The following is a 19,099-nucleotide window of genomic DNA, read 5'->3' as shown; positions in this document are numbered from 1 at the left end:
CACGCCGGCGCACTTAGCTCATGCGGTGCTTCGCGCGTGCATCGCGTGAGTTATGCACCTAGGGCAGCACTAATTTCCGCTTGCACCTGCGCATCGCGAGCGCGCAGATCCGGAATATCGGTACGCACCTCAACCACCGACACCCCGCGGATCGGGCGCGCCAGGAGATCATCGAGCTGGTCAAGGCTGCGCACCTCCAGATAATCAGCTCCCATACCGTAGGCAAGGTACTCGATGTCACAGCGCTGCGGCGTCGCAAAATAACGCCCGAAATCCTGCGCGTGCTGCGGCTCGCCGTGCTCCAGGCCAGCGAAAATTGAACCGCCCGCATCGTTGAGGACAATGACTTGCAGATCCACCTCCGGCTCGTGGCTCCCGCGGAGCAAGCCGCCCATATCGTGGAGGAAGGTGAGATCGCCCAGCAGCACCCGCACCGGTTCCCCGGTGGCGGTGGCCAGACCGCGCGCGCAACTGATGGTGCCGTCAATCCCCGCCAGTCCGCGGTTACTGAGAACGCGGAGCGGGCGGGCCGGGGTGCGTGCCGCGCGGTCGAGGATCCGGATAGAAGCCGAAGCCCCCACGAAGAGCAGCGGGGCACTCTCGGGATGCTCGCTGTGACTATCCCAGATAGTGCAGGCAATATGCAGGGGATCGAAAGGTGCGCCGGGGGTGCGGGCGGCTAGGCTGCGCCGTCGGCTTATCATCGTGGCGCTCCGTTCCTCCGCTGCGCGCCACAACGGTGGAATCGTACCCGTAGTTTCAGGTGCGGGCGGCAGTGCCGGTAGCACGGCGCGAACCGTTCCGAAAGGATCGAAATAGTAACCGCTGCGATCAGCCACCGCCACAATATTAATATCGGCGCGTTTGAGGAGCTGGGTGACGGGGCGCGAGAGGGTGGGATGCCCGCACAGGAGCACCTGCTCAATACCCTGCATGTGCGTGAGGTAATAAACATAGTGGCTGAGCGCGGGCCCGTAAGCCGCCGGGCTACTCGGCTCAGCCAGCAGCGGCCAGCCCAGCGCCCCCGCGAGCGCCACGATTCCCGCCCCGCTGCCGGTAGCATCCCCGGCCACAATAACGGTGCCGAGCTCCCGGTCCAGCACTTCCGGCCAGGGCGTGCCCGCCGTACCCATAGGGGCCGGCGCGGCGATCCGGCGGGGCGCGGGCCATACCCGCGGGGGAGCGGGAAGCGCGGCAAGATTGCCATCCAAACAAATATTGAGATGTGCGGGGCCGGGGCGCCCGCCCTCGCCGAGCGCCCGGGCGACCGCGCGCCACACCTGGTTCGCGACCACCGCGCCGTCCTCCCCGAAGGCCGGAATATCCAGCTGGGCGCGCACCACGGTGGCGAACATTCCGGCCTGCTGGGTGGTTTGATTCGCTCCGGTGCCGCGCAGGTAGGCGGGGCGGTCCGCGGTCACGGCGAGGAGGGGGATTCCGGTGGCATCGGCTTCCGCGAGGGCCGGGTGAAGATTGGCGACGGCGGTGCCGGACGTGGTGATCACAGCAACCGGGAGGGGCTCTGCGGCGAGCACCTCACCGCGGGCCAGCCCGAGGGCGAAGAAGCCAGCGCTGCGCTCATCGACTCGCACGTGGGTGGTGATCAGGCCGGCGCGCGCCGCTGCAGCTGCCGCGTAGGTGAGGGGCGCATTGCGCGAACCGGGGCAGATGACCATATGGCGCACCCCGCAACCGATCAGCGCCCCGATAATATCGCGGGCGTGCGTGGCGGTCGGGTCCGCGGGCGCGGCCCGGTCCGGTGCGGCCGGTGCGGTGGCGGCTGACGGTAGCGTGCGCGGGGCCGCGGCGCGGGTTGCGTCGTCGTTCATCATGCTCATGAGTACCACTCCATCATCTCGCTCAGGCGCCGCTGCCAGCGCGCCACCAAATCCGGTGCCGCACTGAGCTGCGAGGTATCCACGGCGGCCCTCCCGCATTCAATCATGCCCGCGCGGGGCAGCTTCGCTTCGCTCGCAATATCGGCGCTCAGGAGCTGAACGGTTGCCAAACCGCAGGCGTAGGGGAGGCGATCCACCGCGGCTGCCGCGGCCAGCCCGGCCGCGATCCCCACCGAGGTCTCCAGGGCGGAAGAAAGCACCACGTCCAATCCGCACTCGCGGGCAACATCGAGCGCGCGCGGGATTCCTCCCAGGGGCGCCACTTTAATAACCGCAATATCGGCAGCTCCCGCGCGAGCCACCGCCAGCGGGTCGCTGGCGCGGCGAATCGATTCATCCGCGGCAATTTTGGGGGCAACCCGGGAGCGCACCCGGGCCAGCTCCGCGATCTTTTTGCAGGGCTGCTCCACGTATTCCAGCCCGGCCAGCCCGCCCGCGCGGGCCGCCGCGTCAAGCTCGGTGATGGCCCGGATAGCGGTATCGGTATCCCAGGCCGCGTTCGCATCCACGCGTACCCTCCCGGCCGGCCCGAGCGCCGCCGCCACCGCGGCCACCCGCTCGCAATCCTCGCGTAGGGTCGAGCGCGGATCGGCAACTTTCACTTTCGCGGTGGTGCAGCCGGCCGCGTCGCGAACCAGCCGGGCTGCATCCGCAGGCGTGGTGACCGGGATCGTCACATTCACGGGGATATGGCTGCGCAGCGGACGCGGAAAGGGCCGGGTGGCCGCCTCGATTCCGGCGCGCAGCCACGGGGCTGATTCCCGCGGGTCATAATCCCAAAACGGAGCTGCCTCACCCCAACCGGCCGGGCCCTCCAGGAGCAGTCCCTCCCGCACGGTAATCCCCCGGAAGCGGCGCTTGAGCGGAATCGAATAGGCGAGCACCCGGGACAGTTCGGGGAAAGGATTGACTAATTCAGTAAGCATGGCCTCGTTGACAAGTACGCGGTACGGCACGCGGGCCCGGGCCGCTAGGCCGTGGCTCCGCGCCGCCGAGAGTGTGAAACAGACCCCATACTAGCGCCTGCCGGCTAAACTGTCCCCCATGAGTATGCTTCCTTCGGTTTCAGATACATTCGATCCCGCGCGCTGGCGCACGGTCCCCGGTTTCGAGTTTGAAGATATTACCTACCATCGTGGTATTTCCCGCGGGGAGGTGGATGGCCGACCCGCGGGCGAGGACCTCCCGGTGGTGCGCATCGCCTTTGACCGCCCCGATGTGCGTAACGCTTTCCGCCCGCTCACCGTGGACGAACTCTATCGGGCATTCGACCACGCGCGCATGAGTTCCGATGTGGCCGCCATTATCCTCACCGGGAACGGTCCCTCCCCGCGCGATGGCGGCTACGCTTTCTGCTCGGGCGGCGACCAGCGGGTGCGCGGGGCAGACGGCTACCAGTACGAAACGGCCGGCGCGGATTCTAGCGCCGGGGTGGCTCAGCGCCGCGCCCAAATCGACCACGCCCAAGCCAGCCGCATGCACGTGCTCGAACTCCAGCGCCTTATCCGCACCACCCCGAAACCGGTGATCGCGGCGCTCACCGGGTGGGTGACCGGCGGCGGGCACTCCCTCATGGTGGTCTGCGATCTGGCGGTCGCCTCCCGCGAACACGCCCGCTTCAAGCAGATCGACGCCAATGTGGGTTCCTTCGACGCCGGATACGGCAGCGCCCTGCTGGCCCGCCAGGCCGGTGACAAGCGCGCTCGCGAGATTTTCTTCCTCGCCCGCGAATACAGCGCGGACCAGGCCGCGGCCTGGGGTGTTATTAACGAAGCGGTGGCGCACGCGCAGGTGGAAGAAACCGCTCTCGAGTACGCGCGTATTATTGCCACGAAATCACCGCAAAGCATCCGTATGCTCAAATTTGCTTTTAATATGGTCGACGACGGTATCGCCGGCCAGCAGGTATTCGCTGGTGAAGCCACCCGTTTGGCCTATATGACGCCGGAAGCCCAGGAAGGCCGGGATGCCTTCCTCGAGCATCGCAGCCCCAATTGGGATCCCTACCCGCGCTACTTCTAAAACAGGCGGGTTGAGGTTCGCGCATGTCCAGTGTTCTGAGCCCGGAGGATATTGAGTTCATTGTTCCTTCCCGGAGCGGTATACGCGCGCTATACGATGCGATAGCGGCGCGGCTGGAAGCACCCGGTAGCCACCGCCCGCTCATGCCGCTGGCTTCTTCGGCGGCCGATGCAGCGGCGGATTCGGCGGTTGATGCGACTACGGCCGCGGATGCAGCGGCCGATGCGGCGGCGGTGGCGGGGCGGATCCGCTGGCGGCCGGATATTGATTTTATTTTGCAAACCTCCGGTTCCACCACGGGGAAGGGGCACCTGGTCGGGCTTTCCGCCCGGGCTTTCCTCGCTTCGGAAGCTGCCACCGCGGAATTCTTCGGGGGCCGGGGCCGCTGGGTGCTGGCCCTCCCCGCGCATCACGTGGCCGGGTTCCAGGTAGTGGCACGCTCCTGCGTGGCCGGTAGCTATCCGGTGGAGCTCCCACCCGGGCTATCGCTACGCGATCATGGCGGCGTGGATATGGTGGATATGCCGGAGGGCGGCTTCCTATCCGTGGTTCCCACCCAGCTCTCCGATATTGTGGAATCCGGCCAGGCGGGCACCACGGCCTTGAGGAACTTGCGTGCCATATTGGTGGGCGGGGCGGCGGCTGCGCCGTCGCTCATCACCCGTGCCCGAGCATTGGGGCTCCCGGTGGTGACCACCTACGGCATGACGGAAACCGCGGGCGGCTGCGTTTATAACGGTATCCCGCTGCCCGGGGTGCAGGTGGCCGCGCCCTCCGGGCGGCTGCAATTATCCGGGCCGATGCTGGCCGCAGGGTATTTGAACGAACCAGAATCTGCGGCTTTTATAACGAGTGGCGGCCGGCGCTGGCACGTGACGAATGATGCCGGGAGCGTTATTGAGGGGAGAGTGCAGGTCGCGGGGCGCCTGGATGACGTGATCATTTCCGGCGGGGTGAAGGTGCATGCCCGGCAGGTCAGCGAGGTGCTGTGCAGTTTCCCGGGGGTGCGGCGCGCGGAAGTTCTTCCGGTGGTGGATGAGCGCTGGGGGCAGATCGTGGGAGTAATTCTGGAAGCAGAGTTCCCTTTCGCGCAGCGCGCGGAGGAGGTACGTGAGTACGTGCGCGTGCGGATGGGGAAGGCCGCCGCGCCGCGCCGGGTGGTGCAAGCAGCTATCCCCATGCTGGCCTCCGGGAAAGTGGATCGCCTGCGCGCGCTGGAGATGCTGCGCACTCCCACATGGGAAAAGTGAGGAGTAAGATTGCCGGGCGTGAGTACAACAGTTTTGGGAATCGAAACCTCGTGTGATGAAACGGGGATCGGGATCGTACGCGACGGCGAGCTGCTGGCGGATGTAACCGCCACGTCTATGGATGAATACGCCCGCTACGGCGGCATTATCCCGGAGATTGCCTCGCGTGCTCACCTCCAGCAAATGGTCCCCACCCTGAACGCGGCCCTGGAGAAGGCCGGCGTGGGGCTGGGCGATTTGGATGCGATTGCGGTAACCGCAGGCCCGGGGCTCATCGGTTCGCTGACCGTTGGGGTTTCCGCGGCGAAATCCCTGGCCTTGGCGCTGGGTATTCCGCTCTACGGCGTTAATCATATTATTGGGCACCTGGCGGTGGATCAGCTGGCCAGCGGGCCCTTCCCGGAGAGCTTTATCGGACTGGTGGTTTCCGGGGGTCATTCCTCGATTCTGCACGTGCGCGATATTGCCGGGGATGTGACGGAGCTGGGCGGCACCCTGGATGATGCCGCCGGTGAAGCCTTCGATAAAGTGGGGCGCCTCCTCGGCCTGCCCTACCCGGGCGGCCCGCATATTGACCGCCTCTCCAGGACCGGCAACCGGGATGCCATTCGCTTCCCGCGCGGCCTGGAAGGCGGGAAAAATAAGGCACGCCACCGCTACGATTTCTCCTTCTCCGGCCTGAAAACCGCTGTGGCCCGCTATATTGAGGGCCTGGAAGAACGCGGCGAAGAAGTCAATGTTCCCGATATTGCCGCCGGATTCACCGAAGCTATTACCGATACCCTCACGGATAAAGCCCTGCGGGCCTGCGAAGATAAGGGCTGTGACACCCTGGTGGTGGGCGGGGGATTCTCCGCGAATTCCCGGCTGCGGGAACTGGCCGCCCAGCGCGGAGCCGAACGCGGGATCAACGTGCGCATCCCAGCGCTGCGCTACTGCACCGATAATGGCGCCATGATTGCTGCCCTCGGGTACAGCGTGGCGGTCAGCGGGCGGGCGCCGTCGCCCCTCGATATAACGGTGGACACGAATATGCCCCTCGATCTGGTAGCGTTCTAGCGCCTACCACCCTTCGCGTTCGGCGACGATAGCGCGGTGCTCGCCGAGGATCCGGGTGAGGATCACGGTGGCGGCGCCGTCCCCGGCGTTCTTGTGCAACTTGAGTTGTTTGCGGAAGAGCGCCGGGTCAATATCGGTTCCGCGTTTTTTGATTTCGGCCCGCACGACGCCGCGTTTGCGCAGCTCGGCAGCCACGGTTTTGGCGTGCAGCGGGAGCACATCCAGTATTTTGAAACGGGCGAGGAGCGGGGAGGCGACGGCGTCGCCGCTTAAATACGCCAGCCCGGGCGAAATCGGAGCCAAATCAAAATCGCTACACACCTGGTCGAGGCCGCCCGCGCGCATAAGCGCCGGATCCGGTTCGTACAGGTACGCATCCAGGGGCCGGGCCGGCAGGGAAGCGGCGGACTGGCTCGGATCCCCGCGCCAGGTGCGATAGTAGCCGACCAAGTTCCCGGTGGCGGAAGTGGCGGCGTCGTCGCCCTCCTCGCGCCGGGGCTTTTCGGTGAGGATCGTGGCGCCGCGCCCCGGATCGCGCGTCCCAAACCACGCCACCGCCTCCACGAGGTCCCCGTCCACGCTCACCCAATCGACGAAGGCATCGGCGGGCAAATCCGCCCAGCGAATCCCGGGCCCGAGCTTAATCCCGGTCACCCGGAATTCGCGCGCCAGCGCAATGGCATCGCTGAGCGCCGGCTGCCAGTGCTCGGGATGCGAAATCCGCTTGCCCCGCGCATCGCGCCGCGCCGGGTCGAGCCACAGCCCCTCGCGGCTCTCATAGCTACCGAGCAGGGCGTATCCGTCTGTTGGTACGACGGCGCAACCGGCATTAGCCTGCGCGAAATGAGCGGTAACCGGGTCACGCTCCACTCCCAGGGCGGTCAGGCCGGCGTCGGTGAAGGCCTGGGAATCCGCCCCGATCCCGCAGCCGAAATCGAGCACTTCGCGCACGCCGGCACGTTGGAAGACCGAGGCGTGCTGGCGGGCCACGCTGGCGCGGGTGGATTGCTGGAGGCCGGCGTCGGTGAAGAACATGCGGGTGGCGCGCTCGCCGAATTTGGCGCGGGCGGCATCGCGCAGGCGGGTCTGGGTGAGCAGAGCGGAGCTTTGCTCGGGGGTGAGGCCGCGTTCGCGCAGTTCGGTGGAGAGTTTGAAAGCATCGGCCACGTTATGGGCCGGCATGGTGGCGAGGAGGGCTTGCCCGGCGGGGGAGGTGAGCCAGTGGGCGACGTCGAGCTGTTCCACGCTTCCAAGCCTAGCGTGCCCGGGCGGGCGGGGCCTAACGCGTCTGGGGGAGTGCCTGGCGCGAGCTGCCCGCGCCTGGCACACTATGTGATATGGCTAATATTCCGACATTGACATTGAACGACGGGCACACCATCCCGCAGCTCGGCTTCGGCGTTTTCCTGGTGGAGCCGCAGGAGGCAGAGCGCGTGGTGAGCGAGGCGCTGGCCACCGGCTATCGGCATATTGACACCGCAGCCATTTACGGCAACGAAGCCGAGGTGGGGCGCGCGATTGCGGCCTCCGGTATCCCGCGCGAGGAACTTTTTATCACCACGAAACTGTGGAATGACCGGCAGGCCGATGCCCCGGCCGCGCTGGCGCAATCCCTGGAGAAACTGGGGCTTGATTACGTGGATCTGTATCTCATTCACTGGCCGGCACCGCAGCAGGGGCTGTACGGGGAGGCGTGGAAGGACCTGGTGAGCTTCCGGGAGGCCGGGTTGGTCCGTTCGGTGGGTGTATCCAATTTCCAACCTGCGCATCTCAATCGCATCGTGGCTGATGGCGGCGTCGTACCGGCCGTGAACCAAGTTGAGCTGCACCCGCGTTTCCAGCAACGCGAAGTTTCCCAGTATTGCGCCGCGCGCGATATCAAGATCGAGGCGTGGGGGCCGCTGGGGCAGTCTAAGTACGGGCTTGATGAACTGGAGCCGATTGCGGCCGCGGCCCGCGCGCACGGGAAAACCGCCGCGCAGGTCACGTTGCGCTGGCATCTGCAAAGCGGGCATATTGTTTTCCCGAAAACCACGCACCGGGCGCGTATGGAGGAGAATATCGACCTCTTCGATTTCGAGCTCAGCGCCGCGGAAATGCAGGCGATTGCCGGGCTGGATGCCGGGGAAGCCGGGCGGGTGAGCTCCCATCCCGATGAGGTGAACTAGGCGCGCGAAACGGCGCGAGCGTGGGTGTGGCGCGGTAGGTGTGAGTGCCCGGAGCCCTGCGGACGAGCGCGCGCCGTGCGAGAAACTTCGCTTTTCGCAAATCCTTAGCACTCACCTTGACTGAGTGCTAAGTGCGGCTTACCTTTAATAGCGGACGTAGTTCATGCTACGGCTTGTGCTTAGTGCGGGCCCGGCCCCCGCGACGGCGGGTCCCGGTTCTGAGCGCGTTTGTAGTGCACGAGTTGAGAAGTAAGGAGGAGCCGCATGTCGGTCTCCATTAAGCCGCTTGAGGATCGCGTTGTTATCCGTCAAGCTGAAGCAGAAACGACCACCGCTTCCGGTCTGATCGTTCCCGATACCGCTTCGGAAAAGCCCCAGGAGGGCACCGTTCTGGCGGTGGGCCCGGGCCGTATTGATGACAAGGGCAACCGCGTTCCCATGGATGTCAAAGTGGGGGATGTTGTGGTGTACTCCCGCTACGGTGGCACCGAAGTCAAGTACGGCGGGGATGAATTCATCATCCTCTCCGCGCGTGACGTGCTCGCCGTGGTGGAAAAGTAACATCACCTAGGCAGCGCTAGATAGCGCTAGGCAGCGCCGTTTTTGCGGTAGCTAGTAGCGCCGCGATTCGGCGGCAGCGTAGTACGTGGTGGGGCTGGCTCGTTTGGGCCGGCCCCACCACGTTTTTGCATAACCTTGCGTTCGGCGGCTCTGCCACAACCCGGTGCGCCACCTCTGGTTACAGGCATTTCCACAGATCGTGATCGCCATCGGGAACAGGTCTCATACCCAGGGGAAGACTGAAAACTGGGCGGTACCAATAACCTACTGTCTTGAAACGATGCTTTTCTACCGACGAACGTCAGTGTGAAATACCGACAAATGACGGTGTTGTGGTACTAGAAATAACTGGTTAACTGGAGGCGTATCTGAATGGAGATCTCCGCCCGCGTTTCCGGGCTGGGCAATTCGCCACCAAAGACGGTGGTGCAACGAAAGGAATACAGGGAATGAACGAGGGCGAATGTACGGATCGATTTCAGGAATTTGGGAAGCTATTTTCGACAAGCGCGCGTTCGTTGAAATCGGAGAAGAGGGTGCTAGTTTCCTTGAGGTGCTTCTCGGTTTAGAGGGTGTTGTAGCCGAATGCTTCGGCTAAAAGGACAACCATGGTTCGTGTTTCTCCGGATCCGGATTGGACGCCGGTGCCTTTCCGCCAGTCGTGGAGCGGTCACCTCATCGTTGGCACGCTGACCGCAATAGGTATTGTGATTGCGCTGGCGCTGAGCCGGTTGTTCCTCCCTCATCAGGTGAATTTTTTCGCACTGCTGCTCATCGTGGTGCTGAGCACCGTGGCTGTTGAATTCCTTTCGACCATCCCTCACCTGTGGCAACAGCAAAGGTATCATCATCCCCACCCGGGAGGATGGCTTCCTCCGCTGAGCCGGATTGCGTTCTTCGCAGGGGTCTATTTTCTTGTCACGCTGGCACTGACGTGGAACTCCCGGCAGGCACTCATCTGTGGTGGCCTGGCTACCGCGGTCGCGATCATTGAGGTGATCGGGATACGGCAGTGGAAATCCGGCTTGACCATAGCAGAGGAGAGAGAAGCCACCCTGAAAGCCAAGAAAGCGCTTCAAGAACTCATTATAGAAACCCGCATAGAGCGGCGGGAGATAGCTCGGCGCAGAGCGGCCGAGCGCCACAAGCGGCTCGGCTTACCGGAGGACACCAGTCCGATTATTACGGTCAAGCCGGGCGGCTTCGAATTCCGGCCGCATCGCGTGAACTTTATTGCGCCGCGCGCCGAGCCCGACGGCGCGGAGCAGCCTGATGCGCACTCAGATCCACATTCTCAAGAGGACCGAGGTTAGCTCGGCAGTTAATTGCGGCGTAGCTGGGCTCCCAGCTCTTCGGTGGCGCTTGTGCTTCACAGGTAGAATTGAGGACTGAATTGCTTGGGATTGAGGAAGTGAAAGAACAGTGCTTCAGCTAGTTGAATATGCGTTAGTCGGTTTGGAGCTCATCGTCGCCTTGCTCAGCGTTATTTTCGCGGTTATGAGCCTGATGGGGCACTCCGACATGATTTACTTGGCCATGTTATGTTTAGGGATCTATGCAGTCGCATCTGTGATCACTAAGGGAATCGAGCATTTGGGTAAGAATAAGTAATCTGGTACGGGGATATTTAGCAAGCACGCGGCGGCAAGGCAGAACGACAGAGGAAAACTGTCTGTCGCGCACACTTTGTTTCCCGGCTGAAATGAAGGAAGGGGAGGGCCCGGAAATTCCGGGGCCTCCCCTTTCGCTTGCCCGGGGCGGGATACTGGCCGGTGGGCCAGGATCCCGCGGGCGTTACTTGTTAGCGGGTTGCAAACAGTGCTGTGTTAGCGGCGGACGATGGGGGTATCAACACCATCCCCGTCCCAGTCACCAACCAGCATCTGGTCACCAGCCCGGCCATAATGCAAGGTGATATCAGCGTTCCCGCTCTTGAGCGAGTTCGCCACAAACACCTGGTTACCACGGCGGACCGCGAAGGTATCCTTACCATCGCCATCCCAATCACCAACGAAGATCTGGTCACCGGCCTTGCCGTAGGAGAAGGACGTTTCAGCCTTGCCGCCCGCGAGGGTGTTATTCACGAAGAACACATTCCCACGCTGGAGAGCGAAGCTGGACTTGCCATCCCCGTCGAAATCACCGGAGAGCAACACATCACCGTCGCGCCCGAAGCTGAATACCTGGTCGGCATCCCCCGAACGGATCGAGTTGAGGACGAATACCTGGTTGCCGCGGCGTACCGCGAAGGTATCCCTACCGTCGCCATCCCAGTCACCAACCACGATGGTGTCATCAGCGCGCCCGAAGGAAATCACTTCATCGGCCACTCCACCGGTGAGGCTGTTCTGAATGAAGATCTGGTTACCGCGGCGGACAGCCAAGGTTTGCTGACCATCACCATTCCAGTCCCCGGCCAGGACTTCGTCACCGGCTCGCCCGTAGGAAAAAGCGGGTTGGGTTGCTATGGAGTCCCAATCGTTGGATAGATAGAACGTATTGCCGGTGTTACCCGGCTTCGCCGGAACGTTAGTTGTGCTCGGGGTAGGCGCCGGTGTCGGATCTGGGGCCACCGTAGGAGTTGGCTGCACTGTCGGATCCGGTTTTTCAGTAGGCGCTGGCTTTACTGTTGGCGTCGGCTCGGCCGTAGGCGTCGGCTCGGTCGTTGGCGTCGGCTTCACCGGGGGAGTGGGCGTGGCCGTGGGAACGGGCTGTGGCGAAGGGGCCGGTTTCTCGGTGGGCGTCGTCGTTACTGAAGGAGTGGGTTTTGGATCTTGCTGCGCAATACCTGCCGATTGCTCAAGGCCGGCCAAGGTAAATTTCGCTTGCTTGATATACGCAAGATCGGTGCGCACATCGTACCCGCGCCCGGCCGTTCCCTTCCAGGAATGCGAGAAGTCCTTATCCCAGTGGCCATACGAGTGCATGATGAACGTGCCATCGGGCAGTGCGGTGATACCCGTATACCCGGTATCCCCGCCGTAACGATTATTCGACCAGTCCCGCTCCAGCAGGATGCGATACTGGCCCGGGCGCTGGTGCATCAAATCATCGAAGGTGCCGACCCAGGCCACCCAGTTCCCGGCCTTCCAATCACTGGCACCATCGTGGCGGCCATTGCCATTGAGGTCATAGCGGATTTCCCGCATGGGAACCACCACCCGGCCAGAGACGGGATCATAGGCCGGCTTATGCCGCTCGCCGGCAAGGGAACCGGGAAGCTCCACCGGCTTCGACCAGGTCTTGCCTTCATCCTTGGACACGATCATCGTGGGCAGATGTGCATGGGACTGGCTGCGCGCCAAACCAACAATCTGCTTGCCATCCGGAGAACGGAACATCCCGATCTCACACATTTGATGGGACTTTTCGATATCGCGGTGTTCGGCCAGGTAGGGAACCGGATCAGACCACTTCTCCACGCCGTCCTCGAAAGTGAGGTAGGTCTTGTAATTGACGAAATCGTAATCGTGATAGACACCCATCCATTTTTGGATTGGCTGGCCGGCGTCGTCGCGCAATTGCACCAGGGAAGCCATGGCAACAATCGCGGCATTATCCTTCCCATCATGCTGACGCACCGGGTGGAAATTGGTGTACTCGCTCCACGTCTCGCCATTGTCATCCGAATAGGAGGTATTCCACCCGTAACGGTGGCCGGCATTATCAACACCCCACCCCGGATTAGCGGTGATAAGCATGAGACGCTCCGCGCCATCCTCCCGGATGAGGGAATACAGGGTAGGAGTTTCCTGCGAACCCGTCCACGACTTCGGGGTATCGGTCTTTTCCGTCCACGTTTTCCCCTGATCATCCGAGATCATCATGACCAGCGGGCCCTTGCCGTGCCCGGCCGGGAACGCGGAAATCAGCCGCCCGGTTTTTGTTTGCACCAGATCGGGTTGCCCCAAATACTGGCGATTTCCACCCGGCTGGCGCATCACCGTGCTGATATTGGCATCATCGAGCTTGTATTCCGGGATCGTATTGCGTAGGGGGAGCTGGGGCTGGGCGGGTTCGTTTTTGCCGGGCTCGCCCTTGCCGGGGGTATCTTGACCGGGCTGACCGGGCTGACCGGGCTGGCCGGGAGTCGGCTTTCCCTGGTCCGGATTGCCTTGCGCGGAATCCTGCGGCCGTTCCTTATCGTAGAGAGCTTTCACCTCAGCAGCGCTCAGCGCGGAGTTGTAGACGGCCAGTTCGTCAATGGCACCGGTGAAACCAGTTCCACCAATAACATCCGCGGGGATGAGCACGCGATGGTTCTTCGTCCAGGAATTCTTATCAACAGCCTGGCCATTGACGTACATCGTCATCCCAGCGGTTTTCGATTGCGTCCACGCAAGGTGATACCAGGTACCACCGGAAAAATCGTATTTGAAGGTCAGCACATCGCCGCGGCCCTTACCTACATGGAATCCAGCCTGGCGGTTCGCAGCCAATTTTAGATCGAAAGAAAAATCCTTCTTGTTATCCATGAGCACCGAGGTGCGCTCCCGGGGTGCTGCATCCGAGCGCACCCAATAGCTCACCGACCACGGGTCATTTTCAGAAATCGATATCGGCTGGGAAAAGCTGAGGCCGTGGCCATTCTCCACCCGCAAGGCAGTGCCGGACACGCCATCCACCAGCGGCGCCTGTGCCTGATCTGGATTGCGCTGCCCCGCGGAATCCGCGAGATCCGTATCGAAGGTGTACTTATGAATGGGGGTAGCTGCCTGTGATGCGTGGGCGATGAGGGTACCGCCGCCCGGCAAGGTAAGGAGTAACGCACCGGCAACAGATATAAATTGGTATAAACGTTTCACCACTATTCGCTTTCGATGAATTTGACAGTTCTGAGCACGGAGCTTCCGCGACATTGCTTCCGCTGCAACCCAGGCCAGGGGTTGCCGTGCTCGTGTACAAGATCACCGGTTCTTGTTCTGAACATACTAGGAGCGTGGCCGGGCGGGAGTAAGTGCCTTTTGGTCCTAAAGTCTGACAACTTTTTGTGAGGTGAAATACACTCGGGTTGTGTGGTGGCGGGGAAGGCATGTAGCTGCGTCGTCGTTCGAAAAGACCCCGGGGGCCGTGAGCGAAATTTGTCTGACCTGCGCAAATGTGCGCGCTGTGCGGGTGTTGACTCTTTTCTCGGAGCCGCCGGCGCAGTACTTTAACTTCCATGTGCGGAATTGTTGGGTACGCGGGCCCGCGCTCGCGAGCAGAACAGAGAAGAACGAACGGCGCCGAAACGGCAGGCACCAGCGCCACAAACGAAGCCACCACGGGCGCCTCGACCGGCGCCACGCAACGCGGATTGCAGGTGGTGCTCGAAGGCCTAGCCCGCCTGGAATACCGCGGCTATGACTCGGCCGGGGTGGCGGTGGCCGGGCCGGAGGGCTTGCGTGCGGTCAAGCGCGCCGGGCGCCTCGATAACCTGCGCCAGGCCCTGCAGGACACCCCGCTGCCGCCCGCGCAGGTGGCTATCGGGCACACTCGCTGGGCGACTCACGGTTCGCCCTCGGATACCAATGCCCACCCCCACGTTTCTTTTGATGGCCGGGTTGCTATCGTCCACAACGGCATTATCGAAAACTACCGCGAACTCGCGGAGGGCCTCGCGGCCACGGGCATTACGCCCGTTTCCGATACCGATTCGGAAATCGCGGCGCATATCCTCGCCCAGCAGCTCGCCGCGGTTGATGCGAATGCTGCGGTTGAACAAGATGGCGCCACGGTTGATGCGAGCGTTGCGGAGTCCGGTTCCGACGACGCCGCGGCCGGTGCTGCGGCCAGCACCGCCACCACCACGGAGCCCGGCTTAGGCTCCGCCCTCTTCCGCGCCATGCTCGCTACCGCGAATATCATTGACGGCTCCTTCACGCTCGTCGCTATCGACCGCGATCACCCCGATACCGTGGTGGCGGCCCGGCGGAACTCCCCGCTGGTCATCGGCCTGGGCGAGGGGGAGAACTACCTGGGTAGCGACGTGGCCGCTTTCATCTCCGAAACCCAGCGCGCCCTGGAAGTCCCGCAGGATACCGTGGTGGAAATCAGCGCGGATACCGTGCGGCTCCTCGGCTTCGACGGTTCGCCGCGCGCGGGCAAGGAATTCACGGTGGATTGGGACGCCTCGGCCGCTGTCAAAGGCGGATACACCACCTTCATGGACAAAGAGATCCACGAGCAGCCGCGCGCCGTCGCCGATACCCTGCGCGGGCGCGTGGTCAATGATTCCCTCCAACTCGACGAAATGCGCATCAGCGAAGCGGTGCTGCGCACCATCGATAAAATCATCGTGATCGCCGCCGGAACCGCGTCCTACGCCGGGCAGGTGGCGCGCTACGCCATCGAGCATTGGTGCCGCATCCCGGTGGAGGTGGAACTCGCCTCCGAATTCCGTTACCGTGACCCGGTGGTGGGGGAGAAGACGCTCGTCGTCGCCATTTCGCAATCCGGGGAAACGATGGACACGATTATGGCGGTGCGCCACGCGCGCGAACAGGGCTCGAAAGTCCTCGCCATCGTCAATACCTACGGTTCGACCATCGCACGCGAATCCGACGCGGTGCTCTACACCCACGCCGGCCCCGAAATCGCGGTGGCTTCCACGAAGGCCTTCGTTGCCCAGATCACCGCGTCCTACCTGCTCGGGCTCTACCTGGCCCAAATCCGCGGCAATAAATTCCGCGACGAAATCACCGGCTACCTCGACGAACTCGAAAAAATGCCGGCGCGCATGGAAAAAATGCTCGCCCAAGAACCGCAAATCCGCGCCATGGCCCGCGAACTCAAGGGCGAAAACTCGGTGCTTTTCCTCGGCCGGCACGTCGGTTTCCCCATCGCCCTGGAAGGCGCCCTCAAACTCAAAGAAATCGCCTACGTGCACGCCGAAGGTTTCGCCGCCGGGGAACTCAAACACGGCCCCATCGCGCTCGTGACCGACAACCTGCCGATTTTCGTGATCGTCCCCACCCCGCGCCGCCCCGAGCTGCACGCGAAAACGCTGTCGAATCTGCAAGAGGTCCGTTCGCGCGGGGCACGCACCATTGTGGTTGCGGAGGAGGGCGACGACGCCGTGCGCGATTTCGCCACCTCGGTATTCTGGGCACCCCGCGGCACGCCCACCCTCATGATGCCGCTCGTCACCGTGATCCCCCTGCAGATTTTCGCCTCGGAGATGGCGGCGGTGCGCGGCTACGACGTTGATAAACCGCGCAACCTGGCCAAATCCGTGACGGTCGAATAATCGCGCCACCCCGCGCTCACTTTCCAGTCACGTTCAATTAGCCGGGTGTTTACCCGCGCTTCCTATGGTGACGGTGTCCTATTTCCCTCGGATGAAGGAACACCATGACCATATTTTCCCTGCGGCGCATGACCGCTTTCGGTGCGGTCGCGGTGCTGGGCGCGGGCGTGCTCACCACGCCGGCCCAGGCCGCGCCAGCCGACCACGTCACTATCGATATCGCGGCGATCTCCGATTTCCACGGCCATATCGAGAACGCGGCTGCCCTCGACTACCAGATCGATGAGCTGCGCAAGGCCAACCCGAATACCATTTTCGTGGGGAACGGCGATCTGGTGGGCGGCTCGGCCTACGTGTCCTCCATCGCGAACGACCAGCCCACCCTCGATATTCTCAACGCCATGCAGCTTGACCTCTCCGGGGCGGGCAATCACGAATTCGACCAGGGCGTCAAGGATTTCGAAAACCGCATCGTCCCGGCCTCTGAATTCCCGTGGACCCTGGCGAGCGTGGGCGGGATCGACACTGCAAAGATCACCCCCTACGCCTTGAAAACCGTGGGCGGGGTACGGGTGGCTTTCGTATCCGGCGTGACCGATGAGCTCAATACCCTGGTGTCTCCCACCGCGATCACCGGCCTGGATATTAAGGATCCCGTCAAGGCCGTGGATGCGCAGGCTGCCCTGCTCAAGGATGGGGACGAAAGCAACGGCGAGGCGGATATCGTCGTCGCCCTCATGCATGCCAATAATGCGGTAGCGGCAACGCTCGGAAGCGATGTGGACGCCGTCGTCGCAGGTCATACGCACCTCACCGTGGATAGCGTGACCACGCCTTCGGGCGCACCGGTTCTGGAAGTGGGCGAATACGGGCGCACGTACGGCCGTTACACTTTTGTGTACGACGCCGCAGCTAAGAAGCTCGTGAGCGCCACCGCCGCCAACGTTGCTATTGACTACAAGAATGCCCAGGCCCCCAAGTCCGCCGATATTGAGGCGATGTACCAGGCTGCCGAAACGAAAGCGAAGGAATTGGGCGCCCAGCAGATCGGAACCATTAAGGGAATCGCGAACCGCGGCACCAATAACGGCACCGATACCGGGGCGAATCGCGGGACCGAATCCTCGGCCGGCAATATGATCGCCGAAGCGTTCTACCAGTACTCCCAGGGCATGGAAAAGAAGGCCGATTTCGGGATTATTAACCCGGGCGGTATTCGCGCGGATCTGGACCCCAACGGCGACGGCATCGTCACCCTGGAAGAGTCCTACACAGTGCAGCCTTTCGGGAATTCCTACGCCACTGTGGACCTGACCGAAGCGCAGATCTACACCATGCTCGAACAGCAGTGGAATGACAAGGAAGGCGCCTCCCGGCCCATGCTGCGCCTCGGGCTTTCCTACAATATGCATTACGTTTTCGACGCCGCCGCGGATGCCACCCCGGGCCAGCGCGTCAAGGCCGTGTACATCAACGGTGAAAAACTGGATCGGGCGGGGGAGAAGGTCTATACCGTGGCCTCCAACCAGTTCATCCTGGCCGGTGGTGACGGTTTCACGGTGCTCGGCGAGGGTAGCAATTACGCCGATACCGGGCTGATCGATAACGATGTGTTCAACGCTTTCCTCAAGGCCAACCCCGGCTATCAGGTGCGTTATAACCAGACCTCGGTGGGTATCACCGGGGAAGAGGCTCTCAAGGCTGGGGAAAGCGCGGAGCTGAGCTTCTCCTCGCTGGCTCACACCTCCACCGAGCCCAAGGGTGAGAAAGTCACCGTGTACCTCAACGGGGTGGAAGTGGGCAGCGGCGCGCTGGATACCACCGTGACGCCCTCGCTGGATAACACCGGCCGTGCCACCGTGAAGGTCACGGTGCCTGCCGATGCCCCCGCGGATTCCGTGCTGCGGGTGGTGGCCGGGCCCACCGATCTGTCCTTCCAGGTGGCCGTTGCTCCCGCAGCGGTGACGCCGGATCCGGGTGCGGGCGAGGAGCCGGGTAAGCCTGGTAAGCCGGAACCTACGGAACCGGGCAAACCGGAACCCACGGAGCCCGGAACCCCGAACCCCACCCCGGAACAACCCGCGAAGCCGGGCGCTCCGACGGGTAACCGCTTCATCGCCACCAATAACTGGAACTCGGGTGCTGGCAGCATTGATGCCGCCTACGGGCGCGCTGGCGAAAGCTTCATTTACGGGGATTGGGATGGCGATGGCGTAGATAGCCTCGGCGTCGTGCGCGGTAACCAGTTCCTCCTGAGCAACGGCTTTGCCGGGAATGCCACCGAGGTCTTCGCTTTCGGGAAGGCCGGTGACCGGGTACTCGTCGGCGACTGGAACGGGGACGGTAAGGACACCGTGGCCGTGGTGCGCGGAAACACCATTTATGCGGTGGATTCCCTGCGCGGCGGCGCGGCGGACCACGTCTTCACCTTCGGACGCCACGGGGATACCTACCTGGCTGGTGATTTCAACGGCGATGGCCGTGACGAAGTAGCGGTCCAGCGCGGCAATACTTTCTTCGTCCAGGACTCCCTGGGCGGGGCTGCCGGTGCCGCCTTCTCCTTCGGCCGTGCCTCGGATATTGCCCTTGCCGGTGATACCGATGGGGACGGGAAGGACACCATCGTGGTGGTCCGCGGTAACGCCTACTACGTTGCCGGCTCCTTGAGCTCCGGGCCGGCCAGCGCGGTGTACTCCTTCGGGAAGCACACCGATACGCACCTCCTGGGTGACTGGAATGGCGACGGCGTCGATACTCCGGCCGTCCACCGGGTCCGCTAAGGATTCTGCGGAGGGTTCGCTAAGGAATTCCGGCGCAGCGCCGCTGAGCAATATTTGCCGGTAGTGCTGTGCATCGCTAGCCCGCATGCTGCCGTGCTCATGAGTGAGCCGTGCGGCGTGCGGGCTAGTTGCA

Annotated in this window: 13 protein-coding genes; 9 read left to right on the top strand and 4 right to left on the bottom strand. The window is 63.0% G+C overall.

Features of this window, described 5'->3' with window-relative positions:
• Positions 1-50: 50 nt before the first annotated feature.
• Both menD and ACRQEG_RS00155 read right to left on the bottom strand, forming a co-directional pair.
• Entirely contained in the window at positions 51-1,838 is a 1,788-nt protein-coding gene (menD, locus tag ACRQEG_RS00160; RefSeq protein ID WP_244899289.1) for a 2-succinyl-5-enolpyruvyl-6-hydroxy-3-cyclohexene-1-carboxylic-acid synthase, read from the bottom strand.
• Positions 1,835-2,824, bottom strand: a complete 990-nt coding sequence (locus ACRQEG_RS00155) for an o-succinylbenzoate synthase (protein WP_101595421.1) — start codon at positions 2,822-2,824, stop codon at positions 1,835-1,837. The genes menD and ACRQEG_RS00155 overlap by 4 nt, the downstream gene beginning before the upstream one ends.
• Before the next feature lie 118 nt (positions 2,825-2,942).
• Between ACRQEG_RS00155 and ACRQEG_RS00150 the strand changes: the two genes are divergently transcribed.
• The 3 genes from ACRQEG_RS00150 to tsaD are packed head-to-tail and all read left to right on the top strand — an operon-like array spanning position 2,943 to position 6,229.
• Complete coding sequence (locus ACRQEG_RS00150) at positions 2,943-3,920, top strand: 1,4-dihydroxy-2-naphthoyl-CoA synthase (RefSeq protein WP_087070552.1); 978 nt, start codon at positions 2,943-2,945, stop codon at positions 3,918-3,920.
• Between the two features lie 23 nt (positions 3,921-3,943).
• Entirely contained in the window at positions 3,944-5,170 is a 1,227-nt protein-coding gene (locus ACRQEG_RS00145) for an AMP-binding protein (protein ID WP_087070553.1), read from the top strand.
• 18 nt (positions 5,171-5,188) lie between these two features.
• Entirely contained in the window at positions 5,189-6,229 is a 1,041-nt protein-coding gene (gene tsaD, locus ACRQEG_RS00140; RefSeq protein ID WP_087071178.1) for a tRNA (adenosine(37)-N6)-threonylcarbamoyltransferase complex transferase subunit TsaD, read from the top strand.
• 3 nt (positions 6,230-6,232) lie between these two features.
• Here tsaD and ACRQEG_RS00135 read toward each other — a convergent pair whose 3' ends face one another.
• The gene (locus ACRQEG_RS00135) at positions 6,233-7,474 is read right to left on the bottom strand and encodes a class I SAM-dependent methyltransferase (protein ID WP_087070554.1); all 1,242 of its coding nucleotides are present in this window, start codon (positions 7,472-7,474) and stop codon (positions 6,233-6,235) included.
• A gap of 92 nt (positions 7,475-7,566) precedes the next feature.
• Between ACRQEG_RS00135 and ACRQEG_RS00130 the strand changes: the two genes are divergently transcribed.
• The 4 genes from ACRQEG_RS00130 to ACRQEG_RS00115 all read left to right on the top strand — a co-directional run bounded on the left by ACRQEG_RS00130 (position 7,567) and on the right by ACRQEG_RS00115 (position 10,271).
• Entirely contained in the window at positions 7,567-8,397 is an 831-nt protein-coding gene (locus ACRQEG_RS00130; RefSeq protein ID WP_087070555.1) for an aldo/keto reductase, read from the top strand.
• A gap of 264 nt (positions 8,398-8,661) precedes the next feature.
• Positions 8,662-8,958: a co-chaperone GroES gene (gene groES / locus ACRQEG_RS00125; protein WP_016443059.1), complete on the top strand. Its 297-nt coding sequence runs from the start codon at positions 8,662-8,664 to the stop codon at positions 8,956-8,958.
• A 463-nt stretch (positions 8,959-9,421) separates the two neighbouring features.
• Positions 9,422-9,556, top strand: coding sequence for a hypothetical protein (locus ACRQEG_RS00120; protein ID WP_257960031.1), 135 nt, complete (start codon positions 9,422-9,424; stop codon positions 9,554-9,556).
• 10 nt (positions 9,557-9,566) lie between these two features.
• The gene (locus tag ACRQEG_RS00115) at positions 9,567-10,271 is read left to right on the top strand and encodes a hypothetical protein (protein WP_143231862.1); all 705 of its coding nucleotides are present in this window, start codon (positions 9,567-9,569) and stop codon (positions 10,269-10,271) included.
• A 513-nt stretch (positions 10,272-10,784) separates the two neighbouring features.
• Here the strand turns inward: ACRQEG_RS00115 and ACRQEG_RS00110 are convergent.
• Positions 10,785-13,766, bottom strand: a complete 2,982-nt coding sequence (locus ACRQEG_RS00110; protein ID WP_159455008.1) for a LamG-like jellyroll fold domain-containing protein — start codon at positions 13,764-13,766, stop codon at positions 10,785-10,787.
• 353 nt (positions 13,767-14,119) lie between these two features.
• Between ACRQEG_RS00110 and glmS the strand changes: the two genes are divergently transcribed.
• A complete protein-coding gene (gene glmS / locus ACRQEG_RS00105; RefSeq protein ID WP_234984478.1) occupies positions 14,120-16,186 on the top strand; it encodes a glutamine--fructose-6-phosphate transaminase (isomerizing) in 2,067 nt (688 codons plus the stop codon).
• Positions 16,187-16,290: 104 nt separating this feature from the next.
• Positions 16,291-18,966, top strand: coding sequence for a 5'-nucleotidase C-terminal domain-containing protein (locus tag ACRQEG_RS00100; protein ID WP_087070559.1), 2,676 nt, complete (start codon positions 16,291-16,293; stop codon positions 18,964-18,966).
• The last annotated feature ends 133 nt before the right edge of the window (positions 18,967-19,099 follow it).

The sequence above is a fragment of the Actinotignum stranguriae genome (genome assembly GCF_051265215.1).
Classification (GTDB): Bacteria; Actinomycetota; Actinomycetes; order Actinomycetales; family Actinomycetaceae; genus Actinotignum; species Actinotignum schaalii_C.
Note: the sequence above shows the minus strand (reverse complement) of the source record. Positions and strands in the feature narration are given on the sequence as shown.

Coding starts and splice junctions, on each gene's coding strand:
- ACRQEG_RS00115 (WP_143231862.1), top strand. CDS start 9,567: ATGGTTCGTGTTTCTCCGGATCCGGATTGGACGCCGGTGCCTTTCCGC.
- ACRQEG_RS00150 (WP_087070552.1), top strand. CDS start 2,943: ATGAGTATGCTTCCTTCGGTTTCAGATACATTCGATCCCGCGCGCTGG.
- glmS (WP_234984478.1), top strand. CDS start 14,120: ATGTGCGGAATTGTTGGGTACGCGGGCCCGCGCTCGCGAGCAGAACAG.
- menD (WP_244899289.1), bottom strand. CDS start 1,838: ATGAGCATGATGAACGACGACGCAACCCGCGCCGCGGCCCCGCGCACG.
- ACRQEG_RS00130 (WP_087070555.1), top strand. CDS start 7,567: ATGGCTAATATTCCGACATTGACATTGAACGACGGGCACACCATCCCG.
- ACRQEG_RS00100 (WP_087070559.1), top strand. CDS start 16,291: ATGACCATATTTTCCCTGCGGCGCATGACCGCTTTCGGTGCGGTCGCG.
- groES (WP_016443059.1), top strand. CDS start 8,662: ATGTCGGTCTCCATTAAGCCGCTTGAGGATCGCGTTGTTATCCGTCAA.
- ACRQEG_RS00145 (WP_087070553.1), top strand. CDS start 3,944: ATGTCCAGTGTTCTGAGCCCGGAGGATATTGAGTTCATTGTTCCTTCC.
- ACRQEG_RS00120 (WP_257960031.1), top strand. CDS start 9,422: ATGTACGGATCGATTTCAGGAATTTGGGAAGCTATTTTCGACAAGCGC.
- ACRQEG_RS00155 (WP_101595421.1), bottom strand. CDS start 2,824: ATGCTTACTGAATTAGTCAATCCTTTCCCCGAACTGTCCCGGGTGCTC.